At 67.3% G+C, this 19,025-nt stretch carries 14 protein-coding genes and 2 rRNA genes (1 of these 16 cut by a window edge); 11 read left to right on the forward strand and 5 right to left on the reverse strand.

Going from position 1 to position 19,025, the window contains the following annotated elements; genetic code table 11:
* Together ACWPN7_RS01130 and rrf are read left to right on the forward strand one after the other, a co-directional pair.
* Positions 1–1,939: ribosomal RNA gene (locus ACWPN7_RS01130) — 23S ribosomal RNA — on the forward strand; it begins 809 nt to the left of the window's first position.
* A gap of 133 nt (positions 1,940–2,072) precedes the next feature.
* Positions 2,073–2,188: ribosomal RNA gene (rrf, locus tag ACWPN7_RS01135) — 5S ribosomal RNA — on the forward strand.
* 184 nt (positions 2,189–2,372) lie between these two features.
* Here rrf and ACWPN7_RS01140 read toward each other — a convergent pair.
* Positions 2,373–2,591 carry a hypothetical protein gene (locus ACWPN7_RS01140; protein WP_040134730.1) on the reverse strand — a complete coding sequence of 73 codons (219 nt, stop codon included), beginning with the start codon at positions 2,589–2,591 and terminating at the stop codon, positions 2,373–2,375.
* A 146-nt stretch (positions 2,592–2,737) separates the two neighbouring features.
* Here ACWPN7_RS01140 and ACWPN7_RS01145 point away from each other — a divergent pair, with 146 nt between their 5' ends.
* Positions 2,738–3,040, forward strand: a complete 303-nt coding sequence (locus ACWPN7_RS01145; RefSeq protein ID WP_014197964.1) for a hypothetical protein — start codon at positions 2,738–2,740, stop codon at positions 3,038–3,040.
* Between the two features lie 103 nt (positions 3,041–3,143).
* Here the strand turns inward: ACWPN7_RS01145 and ACWPN7_RS01150 are convergent, their stop codons facing one another.
* Both ACWPN7_RS01150 and ACWPN7_RS01155 read right to left on the reverse strand, forming a co-directional pair.
* Positions 3,144–3,332: a 4-oxalocrotonate tautomerase gene (locus ACWPN7_RS01150; protein ID WP_014197963.1), complete on the reverse strand. Its 189-nt coding sequence runs from the start codon at positions 3,330–3,332 to the stop codon at positions 3,144–3,146.
* Positions 3,333–3,374: 42 nt separating this feature from the next.
* Positions 3,375–4,160 (reverse strand): class II aldolase/adducin family protein, encoded by a 786-nt coding sequence (locus ACWPN7_RS01155; protein ID WP_456526251.1) that lies wholly within the window; start codon positions 4,158–4,160, stop codon positions 3,375–3,377.
* 159 nt (positions 4,161–4,319) lie between these two features.
* Here ACWPN7_RS01155 and ACWPN7_RS01160 point away from each other — a divergent pair, with 159 nt between their 5' ends.
* From ACWPN7_RS01160 to ACWPN7_RS01170, 3 genes are all read left to right on the forward strand, one after another.
* Positions 4,320–5,810 (forward strand): sigma-54-dependent transcriptional regulator, encoded by a 1,491-nt coding sequence (locus ACWPN7_RS01160; RefSeq protein ID WP_459198265.1) that lies wholly within the window; start codon positions 4,320–4,322, stop codon positions 5,808–5,810.
* Between the two features lie 44 nt (positions 5,811–5,854).
* Positions 5,855–7,978 (forward strand): cache domain-containing protein, encoded by a 2,124-nt coding sequence (locus ACWPN7_RS01165; RefSeq protein ID WP_459198264.1) that lies wholly within the window; start codon positions 5,855–5,857, stop codon positions 7,976–7,978.
* Between the two features lie 109 nt (positions 7,979–8,087).
* On the forward strand, positions 8,088–9,509 hold the full coding sequence (locus tag ACWPN7_RS01170; protein WP_492273086.1) for an IS4 family transposase: 1,422 nt from the start codon (positions 8,088–8,090) through the stop codon (positions 9,507–9,509).
* Between the two features lie 24 nt (positions 9,510–9,533).
* On the opposite strand, the gene fdhE is transcribed toward ACWPN7_RS01170, so the two are convergent.
* Positions 9,534–10,433, reverse strand: a complete 900-nt coding sequence (fdhE, locus tag ACWPN7_RS01175) for a formate dehydrogenase accessory protein FdhE (RefSeq protein ID WP_459197747.1) — start codon at positions 10,431–10,433, stop codon at positions 9,534–9,536.
* Positions 10,434–10,924: 491 nt separating this feature from the next.
* Here fdhE and fdnG point away from each other — a divergent pair, with 491 nt between their 5' ends.
* The 5 genes from fdnG (at position 10,925) to ACWPN7_RS01200 (ending at position 17,370) form a co-directional block, all read left to right on the forward strand.
* Complete coding sequence (gene fdnG, locus ACWPN7_RS01180; protein WP_492273087.1) at positions 10,925–14,005, forward strand: formate dehydrogenase-N subunit alpha; 3,081 nt, start codon at positions 10,925–10,927, stop codon at positions 14,003–14,005.
* Positions 14,006–14,008: 3 nt separating this feature from the next.
* Complete coding sequence (gene fdxH, locus ACWPN7_RS01185) at positions 14,009–14,938, forward strand: formate dehydrogenase subunit beta (protein WP_040134722.1); 930 nt, start codon at positions 14,009–14,011, stop codon at positions 14,936–14,938.
* Positions 14,935–15,567 (forward strand): formate dehydrogenase subunit gamma, encoded by a 633-nt coding sequence (locus ACWPN7_RS01190; RefSeq protein WP_040134720.1) that lies wholly within the window; start codon positions 14,935–14,937, stop codon positions 15,565–15,567. The genes fdxH and ACWPN7_RS01190 overlap by 4 nt, the downstream gene beginning before the upstream one ends.
* A gap of 68 nt (positions 15,568–15,635) precedes the next feature.
* A complete protein-coding gene (gene fdhD, locus ACWPN7_RS01195) occupies positions 15,636–16,454 on the forward strand; it encodes a formate dehydrogenase accessory sulfurtransferase FdhD (protein ID WP_103041771.1) in 819 nt (272 codons plus the stop codon).
* Positions 16,455–16,530: 76 nt separating this feature from the next.
* Entirely contained in the window at positions 16,531–17,370 is an 840-nt protein-coding gene (locus tag ACWPN7_RS01200; RefSeq protein WP_137116900.1) for a hypothetical protein, read from the forward strand.
* Positions 17,371–17,400: 30 nt separating this feature from the next.
* Here ACWPN7_RS01200 and ACWPN7_RS01205 read toward each other — a convergent pair whose 3' ends face one another.
* Positions 17,401–18,912: a hybrid sensor histidine kinase/response regulator gene (locus tag ACWPN7_RS01205; protein WP_247881674.1), complete on the reverse strand. Its 1,512-nt coding sequence runs from the start codon at positions 18,910–18,912 to the stop codon at positions 17,401–17,403.
* Positions 18,913–19,025 lie beyond the last annotated feature (113 nt).

Consider the following 19,025-nt stretch of genomic DNA (forward strand, 5'->3'; position numbering starts at 1 on the left):
ATTTAGGTAGCGCGTCGGGCGATTGCCCACGGGGGTAGAGCACTGGATGGGCTAGGGGGCCTCGCGGCTTACCAAACCTAACCAAACTCCGAATACCGTGGAGCACAGCCCGGCAGACAGACGGTGGGTGCTAAGGTCCATCGTCGAGAGGGAAACAGCCCAGACCGCCAGCTAAGGTCCCCAAATCACGGCTAAGTGGGAAAGGATGTGGGAAGGCCATGACAACCAGGAGGTTGGCTTAGAAGCAGCCATCCTTTAAAGAAAGCGTAATAGCTCACTGGTCTAGTTAAGCCGGCCTGCGCCGAAAATGTATCGGGGCTCAAGCCGTGTACCGAAGCTGCGGATGTGATCTCTGGATCACGTGGTAGCGGAGCGTTCCGTAAGCCTGCGAAGGGTCCCCGCGAGGGTGCCTGGAGGTATCGGAAGTGAGAATGCTGACATGAGTAGCGACAAACAGTGTGAGAAACACTGTCGCCGAAAGTCCAAGGGTTCCTGCGCAAGGTTAATCCACGCAGGGTGAGCCGGCCCCTAAGGCGAGGCCGAAAGGCGTAGTCGATGGGAACCACGTTAATATTCGTGGGCCAGCGGGTGTGTGACGAATGGGAAAGCGTGTCGGGCCTTATCGGATTGGCCCGGCTGGGGACCCGTTCCAGGAAACAGCCCCCGCATCAGACCGTACCCCAAACCGACACAGGTGGACTGGTAGAGTATACCCAGGCGCTTGAGAGAATGGTGTTGAAGGAACTCGGCAAATTGCCCTCGTAACTTCGGAAGAAGAGGGCCCCGTTGTGGCGCAAGCCATGGCGGGGGGCACAGACCAGGGGGTGGCGACTGTTTACTAAAAACACAGGGCTCTGCGAAGCCGTACAAGGCGACGTATAGGGTCTGACGCCTGCCCGGTGCCGGAAGGTTAAGAGGAGGGGTTCACGCTCCGAATTGAAGCCCCGGTAAACGGCGGCCGTAACTATAACGGTCCTAAGGTAGCGAAATTCCTTGTCGGGTAAGTTCCGACCTGCACGAATGGCGTAACGACTTCCCCGCTGTCTCCAACACCAACTCAGCGAAATTGAACTCTCCGTGAAGATGCGGAGTACCCGCGGTCAGACGGAAAGACCCCGTGCACCTTTACTACAGCTTTGCAGTGGTGCTAGGGATCTCATGTGTAGGATAGGTGGGAGGCTAGGAAGCCCGGGCGCCAGCTCGGGTGGAGCCATCCTTGAAATACCACCCTTGAGGTCTCTGGCATCTAACCGCGCTCCGTTCATCCGGAGCCGGGACCCTGCATGGCGGGTAGTTTGACTGGGGCGGTCGCCTCCCAAAGTGTAACGGAGGCGCGCGATGGTGGGCTCAGAGCGGTCGGAAATCGCTCGTCGAGTGCAATGGCATAAGCCCGCCTGACTGCAAGACAGACAAGTCGAGCAGAGACGAAAGTCGGCCATAGTGATCCGGTGGTTCCATGTGGACGGGCCATCGCTCAACGGATAAAAGGTACGCCGGGGATAACAGGCTGATGACTCCCAAGAGTCCATATCGACGGAGTCGTTTGGCACCTCGATGTCGGCTCATCACATCCTGGGGCTGGAGCAGGTCCCAAGGGTTCGGCTGTTCGCCGATTAAAGTGGTACGTGAGCTGGGTTTAGAACGTCGTGAGACAGTTCGGTCCCTATCTGCCGTGGGTGTCGGAGTTTTGCGAGGATCTGTCCCTAGTACGAGAGGACCGGGATGGACATACCTCTGGTGCACCGGTTGTCACGCCAGTGGCATGGCCGGGTAGCTAAGTATGGACGGGATAACCGCTGAAAGCATCTAAGCGGGAAACCCACCTCTAAACCAGAACTCCCTTGAGAGCCGTGACAGACCATCACGTCGATAGGAGGCATGTGGACGGGCGGCAACGCCTGAAGCTGAGCCTTACTAATCGCTCGATCGGCTTGATCCTTCCCAGCAGGCGGCCCGCGCGCAGCGGCAAGCCCTGGGCGCACGAGCCAACACCGCAAGAACAAGAGCAAACGTCCTCGCTCAAACCAAACCTCTGCCGTCCCTGTCCGGATGGTTCGCGTGTGCCTTGGTGACCTGGTGGTCATGGCGGGGCTCCCAACACCCGATCCCATTCCGAACTCGGCCGTGAAACGCCTCAGCGCCGATGGTACTGCGTCTTAAGACGTGGGAGAGTAGGTCGCCGCCAGGTCACCACGGCACACGCCAAACCAACACGGACGTGGACGCAGCAAGGCTTCAGACACACTTGACAATCGGCTTCATGAACGGCAAGGCCGGCGCTTTCCCCTGGGGGAAGCGCCGGCTTTTCGTTGTGTTTGGGGTATCGCTGCGGGCCCCCTCCCTAACCCTCCCCCGCTCCGCGGGGGAGGGGATTATGGGGGTGGGGATTGGTTGCCGGGGCGGCGATCGAGTTGGGTCAGGATCGTCTGGGCCTCGGTCAGCAGGGCGTCGCGGACGCGGATGTATTGGTCGAGGGAGGTCCCGGATCGTTGCCGCGCCTGCAAGGCGGCGATCTGGATGTCGAGCGCGTCGAGATCGCGGTCGATGCATTTCAGCGCGTCGCGCGCCCGTTGCTCTTCTTGCGCGTTCATGGCCACTCCTCCCGTGTCTGGTCTGGATTTCCGGCGAATCGCATCCGAACGAGGTACGGCTCTTTGTTTCGGTCTCCCTGGCATTGCTTTTGCTGAACGAGTTCCGTTCACGAGCGTCCGCTCGGCAAGCTGAGAGGGAGACTACGATGGCGTCACGCGGAATCAATGCCGGTTTGGTGATTACGGTCGCTCAGAGTGCCATCGACTTTCTGTGGTCGCATTGGGACGGCTCGTCCAAATCCGTCCGCTCGGCGCTGATGGCCTCGGAATTCTGGACGCTGCAAGCCTATGGCCGGCATGGCCAGTGGGTGCAGTCGGTTACCCGCGACGCGCTGGTCGAGTTTCTCGGCAACTACATCGACCGGCGCATGGAGGTCGGTGACAGCGAGGACCGAGCGGTCGCCACCGCGGTTTACCGTCTCACGGGCAAGACGGTGGGTGCGGTTTGAACGCAGGCCAGGGGTTGGTCTGCCTGTTTATTGGTCTGCCTGTTTTTTGTCCGGATGCCCATGGGATGAGCAGCGCTTCCCATGGGCGTCCGGGAAGTGGATGTCACTCGGGGTCGGACCACAGCTTGCCGCCGCTGGCCCAATCGCTCTTCTTCACGTCGTGGAAGATGACATCGACCGCCTCCGGGCTGCAGCCGAGCACCGCGACCGAGGCGTCGGTGAGCGCCTTGGCGTAGGCGCGCTTCTGCTCCAGCGTGCGGCCTTCGAAAAGCTGAACATTGATCAGCGGCATCGTCGTTCCATCCCCTCTGTTGCGGACCACGGTCCGGAAAGCTCAGTTTTTGTAGTCCGGGCAGCGCCGGTCCAGGCGTCGCAGCAGCGCCGGCCATTCCAGTTCGCCTTCGGGCTCCGGATCGGCGGTGAGCTGCCGGTAGGTCTTGTCGCACAGCTCCGGTGCTGGCGACACAAGTTCCGCGCCGGTGGCCTGCGCGGCGAGCTGCATCCGGCAGGCCTTGTCCAGCATGTCCATCAGGCAGAACGCCTCCGCCACCGTGCGCCCGGTCACCAGACTGCCGTGGTTGTGGAGCAGCATTGCCCGGCGGGTGCCGAGATTGGCGACGAGGCGGACCTTCTCGCTGTCGGTTAGGGCCAGCCCTTCGTACCGATGGTAGGCGAGGTCGCGGTAGAAGCGCAGGGCGTGCTGGGACAGCGGGAGGAGCCCGTCCTTCAGCATCGACACCGCCACCGCCGCCTCGTTGTGGAGGTGCATGACGCAACGCGCGTCTTCGCGCGCCGCATGGACGGCGCCATGGATGACGAAGCCGGTGGCGTTCACCGAGTGGGGGCTGTCGCTGATGATGGCGCCGTGGATGTCGATCTTCACGAGGTTGGACGCGGTCACCTCGTCGAAGGACAGGCCGAAGGGGTTGATGAGGAAGCGCCCCGGCTCCCCCGGCACGGCCAGCGAAATGTGTGTGTAGATCAGGTCGTCCCAGCCGCGTTCGGCGACCAGACGGTAGGCGGCGGCGAGATCGATCCGGGCCTGCCATTCGGCATCACCGATGCCGGTGTCGGCGATGCGCGGTCCGGCATGGACGAATGATCCGCTGGTGTCCGTCATAGTCGGCTCCCGGTCTGTGCGATGAGCGGGGGAGCGTCGCATGGCGCGGCGCGGTTGTCCAAGCGGGACGCTGGGACTATTCCGGATTTCGGAAATCACTGGCTCGCCCTGGTTGCGGTCCCTTAGACTGAGGGGCTTTCCGCCGCCGAGTGCACAGTGATGACCATGACCGCTCCAGTCTCCGCCCCGCCCGACCGCAGCGCGCCGGAAGGGGGCCGAATGGAGGATCAGGCGAAGCCCTCCATCCTCGTGGTGGACGACGAGGAGGGGATTTGCAGCTTCCTGTCGCGCGCGCTGGAGCGGCGCGGCTGGCGGGTCGAGGTGGCGGGCAGCGCCGAGGAGGGCGCCCAGAAGCTGGAGCGCATCCACGCCGAGGTGATCATCCTCGACGTCGCCCTGCCGGGCCGCTCGGGGCTGGACTGGCTGAAGGAGCTGATGGCCGGCGGGTATGTCGGCGAGGTGATCCTGGTCACCGCCTTCGCCGATATGGACACGGCCATCGACGCCCTGCGCTCCGGCGCCGCGGATTTCGTGCTGAAGCCCTTCCGGGTCGAGCAGATCCTGAACTCCATCGACCGCTGTGTCGAGCGCACCCGGCTGACCCGCGAGAACTATGTGCTGCGCCGGCAGCTGTCGAAGAAGGACAACGGGCGCGACGAGATCGTCGGGCGGTCGGACGCCATGATGCGGCTGCGCTCGCTGGTCCAGCGGGTGGCGCCGACCCCGTCCACCGTGCTGATCCAGGGGGAGTCCGGCGTGGGCAAGGAGCTGGTCGCCCGCGCGCTGCACGACCTGTCGCCGCGCGCCGACCGGCCCTTCGTAGCGGTGAATTGCGCGGCGATCTCCGCCGACCTGATCGAGGCGGAGCTGTTCGGCCACGCCCGCGGCGCCTTCACCGGGGCCAAGGACGCGCGCAAGGGGCTGTTCTACTACGCCCACGGCGGCACGCTGTTCCTGGACGAGATCGGCGAGCTGTCGCTGACGTTGCAATCCAAGCTGCTGCGCGTTCTGGAGGAGCGGCGCATCCGCCCGGTCGGCAGCGAGCAGGAGGTGCCGGTGGACGTCCGCGTGGTCACCGCCACCAACCGTGACCTGAAGGCGGAGGCCGCGGCGGGGCGCTTCCGCCCGGACCTGTTCTACCGGCTGGAGGTGATGACGCTGACCATCCCGCCGCTGCGCCAGCGCGCGGTGGACGTGCCGGAGCTGGCCGCGTTGTTCATGCGCTTCCTGCCGGCGCGGCTGGCCGTGCCGCCGCTGACCCTGACGCCGGAGGTGACGCGGGCGCTGATGTGCCATTCCTGGCCCGGCAACGTGCGCGAGCTGCGCAACTTCGTGGAGCGGTCGCTGCTGCTCGGCGAATTCCCGCTCGACGATCTGGACACCGCCAACGCCGCAGCGGTGGAGGCCGGCTTGGCCGCGGACCCCAGCCTGTGCGCCGCCGCGGTGGCCGGCAACCCGCCCTGCGCGCCCTGTCCGGTCCGCCACGTCCGCATGGACGGCGACAATGACGTGCTGCCGCTGGCTGAGGTGGAGAAGCGCCACATCCTGACCGTGCTGGCGCGCTGCGACGGCAGCAAGACGCGCGCCGCCGACCTGCTGGGCGTGTCGCGCAAGACGCTGGACCGGAAATGCGTGGAATGGGGGGTGTGACGCCCCCATCTCCGGCGCCTCGCCCCAATCCGCCCCAGCCCAATATGCTGAAGCGGCTGGCGACGGCCTACGCGGAGTCGGTGCGGCTCAAGCTGCTGGCGCTGGTGCTGGCGCCGCTGCTGGTCGGCGCGCCGGTTCTGCTGATGATCGTCTGGGCCTGGGGGACGCAGGGCTACGACCAGCTTCTGGTCAACAAGGTCAGCTCCGACCTGGGGACGGCGCGGCAGTTCTTCGACCGGGTGCAGATGTCGCTGCGCAACGGGTTGGAGGGGGTGGCGACCTCCCACCGGCTGGCCCTTTTGCTGGAGCGTGGGGTTCTGGAACGCGGGACTCCCGCCGATCTGCGCCGGCTGCTCGACGAGGAGGCGGAAGAACACGGTCTGGATTATCTGCTGCTGCTCGACGCCGGGGGCATGGTGCGGGCGGGCGGGTCCTTCGCCGTCCCGGCGGACCGCAGCGGCTGGTCGGTGGTGCGCGAGGCGCTGCACGGCTACGCGCAGCACGGGCTGGAGGTTTTCGCCCCGGCGGAGCTGGAGGCGCTGAACCCGGCGCTGCGCCGGGCCGCCCACACGCCGCTGGTGCCGACCCGCGCCGCCCGGCCCGATCCGCGCAATGTCGAAAATCATGGGGCCGAGGACCGCGGGCTGGTGGTCCAGGTCGCCATTCCCTTCGACGGGCCGGATGGGCGGCTGCTGGGGGTGCTGGAAGGCGGGGTGCTGCTGAACGGCAACCAGGGCATCGTGGACCGGCTGAACACCATCGTCTATCAGGACGCCTCGCTGCCGCTGGGCAGCCAGGGCACCGCCACGCTGTTCCTGGGCGACACCCGCATCGCCACCAACGTCCGGCTGTTCGAAGGGCAGCGGGCGCTGGGCACCCGGGCGTCGCAGGCGGTGGCGGACAAGGTGCTGGACCGCGGCGAGCCGTGGCTGGGCTCGGCCTTCGTGGTCAACGACACTTATGTGTCGGGCTATCAGCCGCTGAGCGACACCGCCGGGCGGCGGATCGGCATGCTCTATGTCGGGTTCCTGGAATCGCCGTTGCGCGACACGTTGTACAAGGCGCTGGCCGGGCTGTTCCTGCTGTTCCTGCTGGTGTCGGGGCTGGGGACGCTGGTCGGCCTGCGTGGCGCGCGGGCCATCTTCCGCCCGCTGGAGCGCATGGCCGGCGTCATCGTACGCATCGAGAGGGGCGAGGATTCCGCGCGCATCGGCCCGACCGCCAGCCGGGACGAGCTGGGGCGGCTGGCCCGCGCCTTCGACCATCTGCTGGACTCCGTGGCGGCGCGGCGGTGGGAGCTTCAGCGCTCCGCCGAGGAGCTGGACCGCAAGGTGGCCCTGCGCACGGCCGCGCTGGAGGAGGCGAATGCCACGCTGCGCCGCGCCCAGCAGCAGCTGGTGATGAACGAGAAGCTGACCGCCATCGGCGAGCTGACCGCCGGGGTGGCGCACGAGATCAACAACCCGGTCGCGGTGATCCAGGGCAACCTCGACCTGCTGCGCGAGGTGCTGGGCGACGGGATCGAGCCGGTGCGCCAGGAGGTCCGGCTGATCGACGAGCAGACCCGGCGCATCCACGCCATCGTGACCAAGCTGCTGCAATTCGCCCGGCCCGGCGACTTCGCCGGCTACGCCGAGCCGACCGACGTGAACGGCGTGCTGTCCGACTGTCTGGTGCTGACCCGGCACAACCTGAACCGGGCGCGGGTCGTGGTGACGCTGGAGACGCGGGCGGGCGGCCCGGTGGAGATGAACCGCGGCGAGCTTCAGCAGGTGCTCATCAACCTGATCGTCAACGCCATGCAGGCGATGCCGGAGGGCGGCCGCCTGACTCTGGACAGCCGCGACATCGGCCCGGACGAGCGCCTGCCCGGGGCGGAGCCGTTCGAAGGGGTGCTGGTGGGGGTCGAGGACACCGGCCACGGCATCGCGGCGGGCGATCTGGCCCGCATCTTCGACCCCTTCTTCACCACCAAGAAGCAGACCGGGACGGGGCTCGGCCTGTCGATCAGCTACGCCATCGTCCAGCGCTACGGCGGGCGGATCACGGTGGAGAGCGTTCCGGGGCGCGGCACCCGCTTCACCCTGTGGCTGCGGCGGCAGGCCGTCTATTCCGACCAGCCGACCGCGCCCTTCTTCGCCGCCCAGCGGATCACCGCGGGGGGCTGACCGGCTTTCAATTACCCACATCCGGCAGCACCGCTGGTGACGGCAGTCTCCACCTCGAACGCGGGCAATCCACGGCCTGTTGACATCGCACGATGTTCGGGAGGTGCCGATGGCCACGGGAACCAACGCCTGGATCGACAATGAACTCGCTGGCTGCCACTTTGCCGACGAGCGGCTGGGGCGACGCTTGGGCACGTTGCTCGATCAGATGGCCGGGGCGATGGGCGACAGCATTCCCCTGGCCTGCCAGGACTGGGCCAACACCAAGGCGGCCTACCGGTTCTTCGCCAACGAGCGGGTGAGCGACGCGGACATCCTCTCCGGCCACTTCGATTCGACGCGCCAGCGGGTCGCCGCGGCCTCCGGCCCCATCCTGGCCATTCAGGACACCACGGAGTTCTCCTTCCAGCGTGAGCATCCCGAGAAGATCGGCCAGACCGTCCGGGTCAACAGTGGTCAGGACGAGGAGGGCCGGTTCCGCATGCACACCGTGTGTGGGCTGTTGATGCACGCCAGTTTGGCGGTCACGACCGAGGGTCTGCCCCTTGGGCTCGGCGCGGTCAAGTTCTGGACCCGGAGCAAGTTCAAGGGAACCGCCGCCCTCAAGAGAAGGATCAACCCAACGCGGGTTCCCATCGAGCAGAAGGAGAGTGTCCGCTGGCTGGAGAACCTGCGCCGGACCACGGAACTGTTCGGTGATCCGGGACGCTGCATCCACGTCGGCGATCGCGAAAGCGACATCTACGAGCTGTTTTGCCTGGCTCAGAAGATGGGCACGCATTTCCTGGTGCGAACCTGCGTCGATCGGCTCGCCCTTGGTGGCGATACGACCGTCGACGCCGTGATGGATGAGGTCGCCGTCCAAGGCGTGCATGCCGTTGCTGTCCGAGATGGCAAAGGTCACCTCGACACGGCGAAGGTCGAACTGACCTACCGTAGCCTGCGGATTTTGCCGCCGGTCGGAAAGCAGAAACGCTATCCGGCCCTCTCCCTGACGGTCCTGCGTGCCCGAGAACGTGACGCGCCCGCCGACCGGCCGCGCATTGATTGGAAGCTCCTCACCGATCTGCCCGTCCTCTCGAACGAGGACGCCATTGAGAAGCTCTGTTGGTATTCGGTGAGGTGGAAGATCGAGTTGTTTCACAAAATCCTGAAGTCAGGCTGTAAGGCGGAAGAGGCGCGCCTGCGAAGCGCCGACCGTTTGGTGAAGTTGATCGCCGTCTACTGCTTGGTGAGTTGGCGGGTCTTCTGGCTAACGATGATCAACCGATCGGCGCCGGACATTGACGCAGGGATCGTCTTCACCGAGCGCGAGCAGAAGATCCTCATTTTCCTGATCCCGAACAAGGCTCCAACCACGCCCGGCAGCAACACCCTGGGCATCTATCTCACCAAAGTCGCCAAGCTCGGCGGCTATCTCGCTCGCGGCGGTGATCCACCACCGGGAAACACTGTCATGTGGCGGGGCATGTCTCGCCTGATCGACATTGCATTGGGTTCGGAGATCGCGCCGCAGCTTGTGGGTAATTGAAAGGCTGACCGGTCCTTTACCCCCTTACCCCGCAACCGCCAGGAACGGGTTGACGCCGATGCGCCGGTACTCCTCCTCGCCCAGCAGCAGGTCGAGCGCCAGGGTGGCGAGGTCGTCGGCCACCGGGTCGAGGTCCGGCGCCTTCTCCAGGAACAGCAGCTTCAGATAGCTGTGGCAGGCGTCGCAGGTCTCCGCCCGCACCGCGCCGTTGGCCTCCGTGCCGTCCGCCCCTTCGACGAAGCGCTGGGAGACGTCCTTGCCGTCGCCGCAGGCCACGCAGGACGAGCGCACATGGTGCCAAGCGGTGTGGCAGATCCCGCAATGGAGATAGCGCAGGCCGCCGCTCTCCATGCCGACCTGCAACACGCCGGCGACCGGCGCGCCGCCGCAGACCGGGCAGGCGGTTGCGGTGGCGTGGGTGGTCACCGACGCCGGGTCGAGTGCCGCGGCGTGGCGCGTCCAGGCGGTCTGGAAGGCCGCGGCGAGGAAGGGTGCTGCGGCGAGGTCGCCGTCCTCCAGCGCGTCGCCGGCCCAGCGCCCGGCCAGCGCCTCCAGGGTGTCAGCGTCGGACGCGGCCAGAGCGGTCAGGGCGTCGCGCGCGCCGCCGGGCAGGCTGTCCAGCCGGGCGGCCAGGGCGCGCAGGTCGGCGGCCCACTGCTCCTCCGGCGGCAGGGTGGCGGGGGTGGCGGCCACCGCCGCCTGGGCGTCGGCCAGCGTGGCGACGAAGCGCAGCCAGTCGCCCATGGCGTGCCCCGCCGCCAGCGCGCGCAGGCGCGCCGCCCGCTGGGCGAAGATCGCCGCGTCGGGCAGGCGCAGCGGGGCCGGCGACTGGCCCGGCACCAGACCAGCGGCGGCCATGGCGGCGGCAGTCGCTTCGGACATCGCCGCTTCGGAAATCAGGGCGTCGGAGGAGGAGACGGTCATGGTGGCTTTCCCGGTCACGGATCACGAACAGTCGGAAGGGATAGCACAGCGCAAGAACGGTGCCAGGGGGACGAAAAGCCCTCTCCCCGCCGGGGAGAGGGTGGCCCGAAGGGCCGGGTGAGGGGGATGCGCGTGGCGGTAGGTTCGGCATAAGCGAAACCCCCTCACCCTAACCCTCTCCCCGGAGGGGAGAGGGGATTTTAGCTGCTCCCACCCCCGACAGATTGTCCTCCACACAAACGTTAGGGACATTTTGTCCATCGCCGGCTGGACAAAATGTCCCTCAGAGCGGTGCGGGCATGGCCGTTCCGTCCGTCCGCCCCAGCAAACGCACCGCGTTCCGCCACAGACCCCGGCTGGCACGGAATCTGCCCTTTGGGGGATGCGCTACTCCGGCCGGGTCACCCCGGACGGTGCGGCGCCACCGGCTCCAGGCGCTCAAGCGCCGGGCCGGCACATCCTGACACCAGGGCCGACATCAGGGAGGTTTCATGCCCATCACACCCATGCAGGTATCACGGCGGCAGTTCTTGAAGGTCACGGCGGGCGGTCTCGCCGCCTCCAGCATGGGGGTTCTGGGCTTCCTGCCGTCCGAGGCGCTGGCCGAGGTGCGCCAGTTCCGCCTCGCCCGCGCCAAGGAGATCCGCAACACCTGCCCCTACTGCTCGGTCGGCTGCGGCCTGCTGATGTACAGCCTGGGCGACGGCGCCAAGAACGCCAAGGCCGAGATCATCCACATCGAGGGCGACCCCGACCATCCGGTCAGCCGCGGCTCGCTCTGCCCGAAGGGCGCCGGCCTGCTGGACTTCATCCACAGCCCGAACCGCCTGAAGTACCCGGAGGTCCGCGAGGCCGGCTCCAACAGCTGGAAGCGCATCTCCTGGCATGAGGCGATCGAGCGCATCGCCCGCCACATCAAGGACGACCGCGACGCCAACTTCGTCACCAAGACCGCCGACGGCGTGACGGTGAACCGCTGGCTGTCCACCGCCATGCTGACCGCCTCGGCCTCGTCCAACGAGACGGGCATCCTGACGCAGAAGGTCATGCGCTCGCTGGGCATCGTCGGCACCGACGCGCAGGCCCGCGTCTGCCACGGCCCGACCGTGTCGGCGCTGGCTTCGACCTTCGGGCGCGGGGCGATGACCAACACGTGGGTGGACATCTCCAACGCCGACTTCATCCTGATCATGGGCGGCAACCCGGCGGAGGCACACCCGGTCGGCTTCAAGTGGGCGGTCGAGGCGAAGAAGCGCGGCGCGCGCATCGTCGTCGTCGATCCGCGCTACAACCGCTCCGCCGCGGTGGCCGACGAGTATCTGCCGATCCGCGCCGGCTCCGACATCGTGTTCCTGGGCGGCGTCATCAACTGGCTGGTCGCCAACGATAAGATCCAGTGGGACTATGTCCGCGCCTACACCAACGCCGCCTACATTGTGAAGGAGGGCTACGGGTTCGAGGACGGACTGTTCAGCGGCTACGACGCGGCCAAGGGCCAGTACGACCGCTCGTCTTGGAACTACGAGGTCGAGGCGGACGGGAACACGGCGAAGACCGACCCGACGCTCCAGCATCCGCGCTGCGTGTGGAACCTGATGAAGGCCCACTACGCGCGCTACACGCCGGAGCTGGTCGAGGATCTGACCGGCACGCCGAAGGACGGCTTCCTGCGCGTCTGCCAGCATCTCGGCTCCACGGCGGTGCGCGACCGGGTCGGCACGATCCTCTACGCGCTGGGCTGGACGCAGCACACGGTGGGTGCCCAGAACATCCGCACCATGGCGATGATCCAGCTCCTGCTGGGCAACATCGGCATGCCGGGCGGCGGCGTGAACGCCCTGCGCGGCCACTCCAACATCCAGGGCCTGTCGGACCTTGGCCTGCTGTCCACCAACCTGCCGGGCTATCTGACCCTGCCGTCGGAGAAGGCGCATCCGACCTTCGCCGACTACATCGCCAAGACCGCGCCGAAGGCGCAGGCGCCGGGCCAGCTCAACTTCTGGGCCAACACGCCGAAATTCTTCGTCAGCCTGCTGAAGTGGTTCTGGGGCGACAAGGCGACGGCGGAGAACAACTGGGGTTACGACTGGCTGCCCAAGTGGGACAGGATGTACGACGTGCTCCAGGTCATGGACCTGATGCACAACGGCAAGGTCAACGGCTTCATCGTCCAGGGCTTCAACCCGCTGACCTCCTTCCCGGACGCACGCAAGACGGCGGCGGACTTCGCCAAGCTGAAATACATGGTGGTGATCGATCCGATCGCCACGGAGACCGCCTCCTTCTGGCAGAACCACGGCGAGGTCAACGAGGTCGACACGGCGTCGATCAAGACCGAGGTGTTCCGCCTGCCCTCCACCTGCTTCGCCGAGGAGGACGGCGCCATCGTCAATTCCTCGCGCTGGCTGCAGTGGCACTGGAAGGGCGCCAACCCGCCGGGCGAGGCGAAGACCGACCAGGAGATCCTGGCCGAGCTGTTCATGGCCGTCCGCACCCTCTACGCCAAGGAGGGCGGCACCGCGCCGGAGCCGATCCTCAACCTCTCCTGGCCCTACAAGAACCCGCTGGAGCCGACGCCGGAGGAACTGGCGAAGGAGATGAACGGCCGCGCGCTGGCCGACATCCCCGACCCCAAGGACCCGACGAAGTTCCTGGCCCGCAAGGGGGAGCAGCTTCCCAACTTCGCCCTGCTGCGCGACGACGGCACGACGATGAGCGCCTGCTGGATCTTCGCCGGCAGCTGGACGCAGGCGGGCAACCAGATGGCCCGGCGCGACAACACCGACGCGGGTCTCGGCAACACGCCGGGCTGGGCCTGGGCGTGGCCGGCCAACCGCCGCATCATCTACAACCGCGCCTCCTGCGACCCGTCGGGCAAGCCCTGGGACCCCAAGCGCAATCTGATCGCGTGGAACGGCACCGCCTGGGCGGGCGCCGACGTGCCGGACTTCAAGGTGGACTCGCCGCCGGCCGACGGGATGAACCCCTTCATCATGAACCCGGAGGGCGTCGGGCGGCTGTTCTGCACCGACAAGCTGGTGGACGGTCCGTTCCCCGAGCATTACGAGCCGATGGAAAGCCCGCTCGGCACCAACCCGCTGCACCCGAAGGTGGTCAGCAGCCCGGCGGTGCGCATCTTCAAGGCCGACCGCGAGCGGCTGGGCACCCATGACCAGTTCCCCTATGTCGGCACCACCTACCGCCTGACCGAGCATTTCCAGTTCTGGACCAAGAGCGTGCGGCTGAACGCCATCGCCCAGCCGGAGCAGTTCGTGGAGATCGGCGAGACTCTGGCGGCGGAGAAGGGCATCCAGGCCGGCGACTGGGTCCAGGTCTCCTCCAAGCGCGGCCACATCAAGGCCAAGGCGGTGGTGACCAAGCGCATCAAGGCCCTGAAGGTGGCGGGCCGCACCGTCCACCAGATCGGCATCCCCCTGCACTGGGGCTGGGAGACGGTGGCCAAGAAGGGCTTCCTGTCCAACACGCTGCCGCCCGCCGTCGGCGACTGCAACACCCAGACCCCGGAATACAAGGCGTTCCTCGTGAACGTCGAGAAGATCGGAGTGGCGTAAGTCATGGCACTGCAATCCCTCGATATCCTGCGCCGGTCCGCCACCCCGACGCCGACCCCGCAGGCCCGCAACCCGCAGGAGGTGGCGAAGCTGATCGACACCACGGTCTGCATCGGCTGCAAGGCCTGCCAGGTCGCCTGCTCGGAATGGAACGAGCTGCGCGCCGAGGTCGGCACCTGCGTCGGCGTCTACGACAACCCGACCGACCTGTCCTCGCAGGCCTGGACGGTCATGCGCTTCAACGAGGTGGAGGAGAAGGGCAAGCTGGAGTGGCTGATCCGCAAGGACGGCTGCATGCACTGCGCCGACCCCGGCTGCCTGAAGGCCTGCCCGTCGCCGGGCGCCATCGTGCAGTTCAAGAACGGCATCGTGGACTTCCATCAGGAGAACTGCATCGGCTGCGGCTACTGCATTTCCGGCTGCCCGTTCAACGTGCCGCGCCTCAGCCCGGCCGACAGCAAGGCGTACAAGTGCAACCTGTGCTCCGACCGCGTGGCGGTGGGGCAGGAGCCGGCCTGCGTCAAGACCTGCCCGACCGGGGCCATCCAGTTCGGCAGCAAGGAGGACATGATCGAGGTCGCCCAGACCCGCATCACCGACCTCCAGTCGCGCGGCTACGACCAGGCGGGCCTCTACGACCCCGCCGGGGTGGGCGGCACCCACGTCATGTACGTGCTGCACCACGCCGACAAGCCGACGCTCTACTCCGGCCTGCCGGACAACCCGTCGATCAGTGCCGTCGTCGGGGTGTGGAAGGGCATGCTGAAGCCGCTGGCGACGCTGGGCGTCGCCGCCGCCGGCCTGTTCGGCTTCTTCCATTACATCACGGTCGGCCCGAACCGCGCCGATGACGAGGACGAGGCGGATCACGGCACGCCGCCGGTCCCGCCCGCTCAAGGAACCAAGCATAAGGAACGGGAGAACGCGCTGTGAAGACGTCGGAAAAGCTGATCCAACGCTACTGCGCCGCGGAGCGCATCAACCACTGGATCGTGGCGGTCTGCTTCGTTCTGCTCGCCATCTCCGGGCTGGCCTTCTTCTACCCGGCCTTCTTCTGGCTGACCGGCGTGTTCGGCACGCCGCAGCTCGCCCGCATCGTCCATCCCTTCGTCGGGGTGGTGATGTTCCTGGCCTTCGCCCGCCAGTTCTTCCGCTACGCCCACCACAACCTCATCAACAAGGAGGATGTGAAATGGATGATGTCGGTGAAGGAGGTGATGAAGGGCAACGAGGTCGGCGACATCGGCCGCTACAACGGCGGCCAGAAGGGCATGTTCTGGGTCATGGTGCTGTGCATGATCCTGCTGCTGGTGTCGGGGGTGATCGCGTGGCGGCCCTATTTCGCGGGCTATTTCCCGATCCCGATCATCCGCGTGGCGCTTCTGGTCCACGCCGCCAGCGCGCTGGTGCTGATCGCCAGCATCATCGTCCATGTCTACGCTGCGCTGTGGGTGCAGGGCACGATCCGCGCGATGGTCGAGGGCGTCGTCACCCACGCCTGGGCCCGCAAGCACCATCCGCGCTGGTTCCGTCAGGTGACCGGCAAGGAAACCGGGCATTGATCGCCTGAGGGCGCTTATAGCCCTCTCCCCTCTGGGGAGAGGGAAATTTACTAGGAAGGATATCCGCCATGAGCCTCGCCACCGACGTTGCCGCGCCGTCCACCACCCACCGCATGACCGTTCTGCGGCTGGGTCCGGACGCCGCACAGCTCTGCGACGACGCGGTGGTGGAGGAGGTGCCCGTCGCCATCGCTTACAACGGCATCGTCCATGCGGTGATGCTGGCGACCCCCGACGACCTGGAGGAGTTCGGTCTCGGCTTCTCCCTGACGGAGGGGATCATCGCCGACGCGGAGGAGCTGGAGAGCCTGCGGGTTGTGGAGGGCTGCGACGGGATCGAGGTGCGCATGGAGATCCCGATGGAGCGCTTCATGGCGCTGAAGGGCAAGCGGCGCAGCATCGCCGGGCGGTCGGGTTGCGGCGTCTGCGGCGTGGAGAGTCTCCAGGCCATCGCACGGTCCGGTCAGCCCGTTCCCTCGGGCGGGCGGCTGTCGGTCGGCGCGGTGGAGCGGGCGCTGCCCCGCTTCGCCGAGCGGCAGACCCTGCACCGCGCCACCGGGGCGGCCCACGGCGTTGCCTGGGTGGACGCGGCGGGGGAGATCCTGGCGGTGCGCGAGGATGTCGGCCGCCACAACGCGCTGGACAAGCTGATCGGCTGGCTGGTGCGCACGGGCGTGGACCGGCGGGGCGGCTTCGTCCTGACCTCCAGCCGCGCCAGCTACGAGCTGGTGCAGAAGGCCGCCCGGCTGGGCATCAGCGGGCTGGTCGCCATCTCCGCCCCCACCGGCATGGCGGTGCGCATGGCGGAAAGCTGCGGCGTGTCGCTGGCCGGCTTCGCCCGCGGCAACCGGCTGGTCGTCTACAGCCACGGCGACCGCTGGGCGTAGGCGCCTCCCGCGGGAGGCTTCACGGAAGGTGCCGCTCCGTCGTCTGGGAAATACCAGCCGGATGACGGAGACCCCGATGCCACTCGACAGGGCCGCGATCAAGAACACCAAGTCCAAGCCGCTCGATTTCGCGGAATGGCGGAACAGCGTCCAGGACGCCGCCCAGCTCAACGGGCTGGCCAATCTCAGTGTGGTCACCGATCACCACATCTGCCCGCAGAACATCCTGCTCAATCTCCGCAACCGGGCCGTCGATGCCAGCAGCGACGGACTCCTGATCAACGTCGGCACCTATGCGGTGAACAACGGCGTGATCGCGCAGACCCCGGACCCGCAGGCCCGGATCGAAGCGCTGATGGAGCGCATCCTCTGGGCCTTCGGCAACGTCGTTCCCGGCGCAGAGAATGTGATGCGGGTGGACGATCCCATGGACCTCGGCGGATGGGAGGCGGAGGGCGCGCTGTCCAAGGCTCTGGCCTACGCCAACCAGCTCAAGGACCTGCTCGTCCAGCTCATCACGGCGCCGTCGCATGTGAACTGGCAGGAGATTGCCAACCATGTCGACCCGCAAGGCGCGGCGATGCTCAAAGCCCAGAGATCCATCCTGAAATGGGCCGACGCCTGGGCGACCCATCCCACCTATCGCATCTACATCCGCCTGACGAAAGCGGACACGGAATACTGCCGCAGGAATTTCGACTCCCTGCCGGGCTTCGGCGCCTGGATCCATCCCCGGCACGAGGTGCTCAACCTGATCGCGTCCAAGCTGGCCGTCTGGGAGCCGACGGTCCGGAACAGCGCCGGGGATGACCAGCGCATCGCCTACAAGGCCATGCGCGAGGACATCAACCAGTCCTGCTTCAACGGGCAGGACAAATGCCACGACCGTTGGCTGGAGCATCACCAGATGCCCTGACGGCGCCGATCCGCGGAGCCGGGCCTCCGGCTACTCCCCGTCGTCGCCGTGCAGCCGTTCCAGGACCTGCCGCAGGTCGCCGGGGTGAAGGGGCTTGTGCAGGAAGGAGCAGCCGCGGCGCTGGCCTTCCAGCAGGGCGCTCTGGGCCGTCTCGCCGCTGAGGACCACGGCGGGGATCTCGCGGCCGTAGAGGCGGCGCACCCGGTCGATCACGTCGAAGCCGGACACCTTTCCGGGCAGCCGCAGGTCGGTCAGGATGACCGACGGCGCGTCGGGCAAGCCGTCCAGCACCGCGAAGACCTCCCGCATGTCGCTCGCGGCGGCGACGGTGCAGCCCCAGCTTTCCAGGATCATCTGAAGGCCGGTGAGCACCATGGCCTCGTCGTCCACCGCCAGCACGGTCATCCCGGTCAGGGGCGGCGCCGCGGCGGAGGAGGACGGAGGGGTGGCGAGGCTGGGCGGCGGCTCGGCCAGCGGGCTCGCCGCCTCCAGCGAGACGGAGAAGACGGTGCCGCGCCCGATGCGCGACCGCACCTCGACCTGGAGTCCGAGAAGCTCCGCCAGCCGGCGCACGATGGCGAGGCCGAGGCCCAGCCCGCGGGTGGGATCGCGGTTGGGGTTCTGGAGCTGGTGGAACTCGTCGAAGATGGCGGTCAGCTGCTCCTCGGGGATGCCGAAGCCGGTGTCCCAGACGTCGATGCGCCAGCGGTTGCCGCGCCGCCGCATGGCGAGCAGCAGGCCGCCGTGCCGGGTGTAGCGGATGGCGTTGGTCAGCAGGTTGCGCATCACCCGCCCGAACAGCACGGGGTCGGTCTCCACCGTGCCGGGGCACAGGCGGGCGCGCAGGCGCAGCCCCTTCTCCTCGCTCTGCGGGCGGAACTCCTCGACGAGCTGGCCCAGAAGCTCGTCCAGCGCGACCGGCTGCGGGTCCGGGGTCACCGTGCCGGCGTCCAGCGTGGAGATGTCGAGCAGCGCGTTCAGCAGCCGCTCGCCCGCCGTCATGGCGTTGCCCAGCATCTCGGCCGTGCTCAGCGCCTTCTCGTCGCTGATCTGGCTGCACAGCGCGTCGAGGAACAGGCGCATCGCCTGGAAGGGCTGGCGCAGGTCGTGGCTGGCCGAAGCCAGGAAGCGCGACCGCGCGGCGGTCGTCCGCTCGATCTCCGCGCGCATCTCCCGCTCCATGCGGGCGACGACCCGGTCGTCGGGGGCCGCCTGGGTGGCCAGGGCCAGCACGCCGACCGTCTGCCCGTCCTGGGTCAGCGGCACGCCTTGGAAGGTCGCGGGATCGGCGTCGCCCACGGGCAGAAGCTCGATGCCGACCGGCTCCTCGGTGTCGCCGGAAAACAGCGGGTCGACGGCGCCCAGCACCGCCGGCCAGACCGCTCCGAACCAGATCGGGGCCGGCTGCCCGCCCGCCGCCGGTTCCTTGCCGAGAAGGGCGCACAGCGCGTCGTTGGTGAAGAGGGTGGCGGCGTGCGGCGGCCCGCTCAGAACGAAGGCCGGCAACGCGGCGGCGCGGCAGACGCGCAGCGCGTTCTCCACGCACTCCGTCTCCGCTGGCGCGGTGTCGATGCTGGTCCTGTTCCTGTGCCGAGGCGTCACGTCGGTCTCTCTCTACCCGCTAGAGCTGAAGGTGTAGCACCTTAACCTTTGGT

This window comes from Azospirillum sp. UENF 312511 (assembly GCF_058780635.1).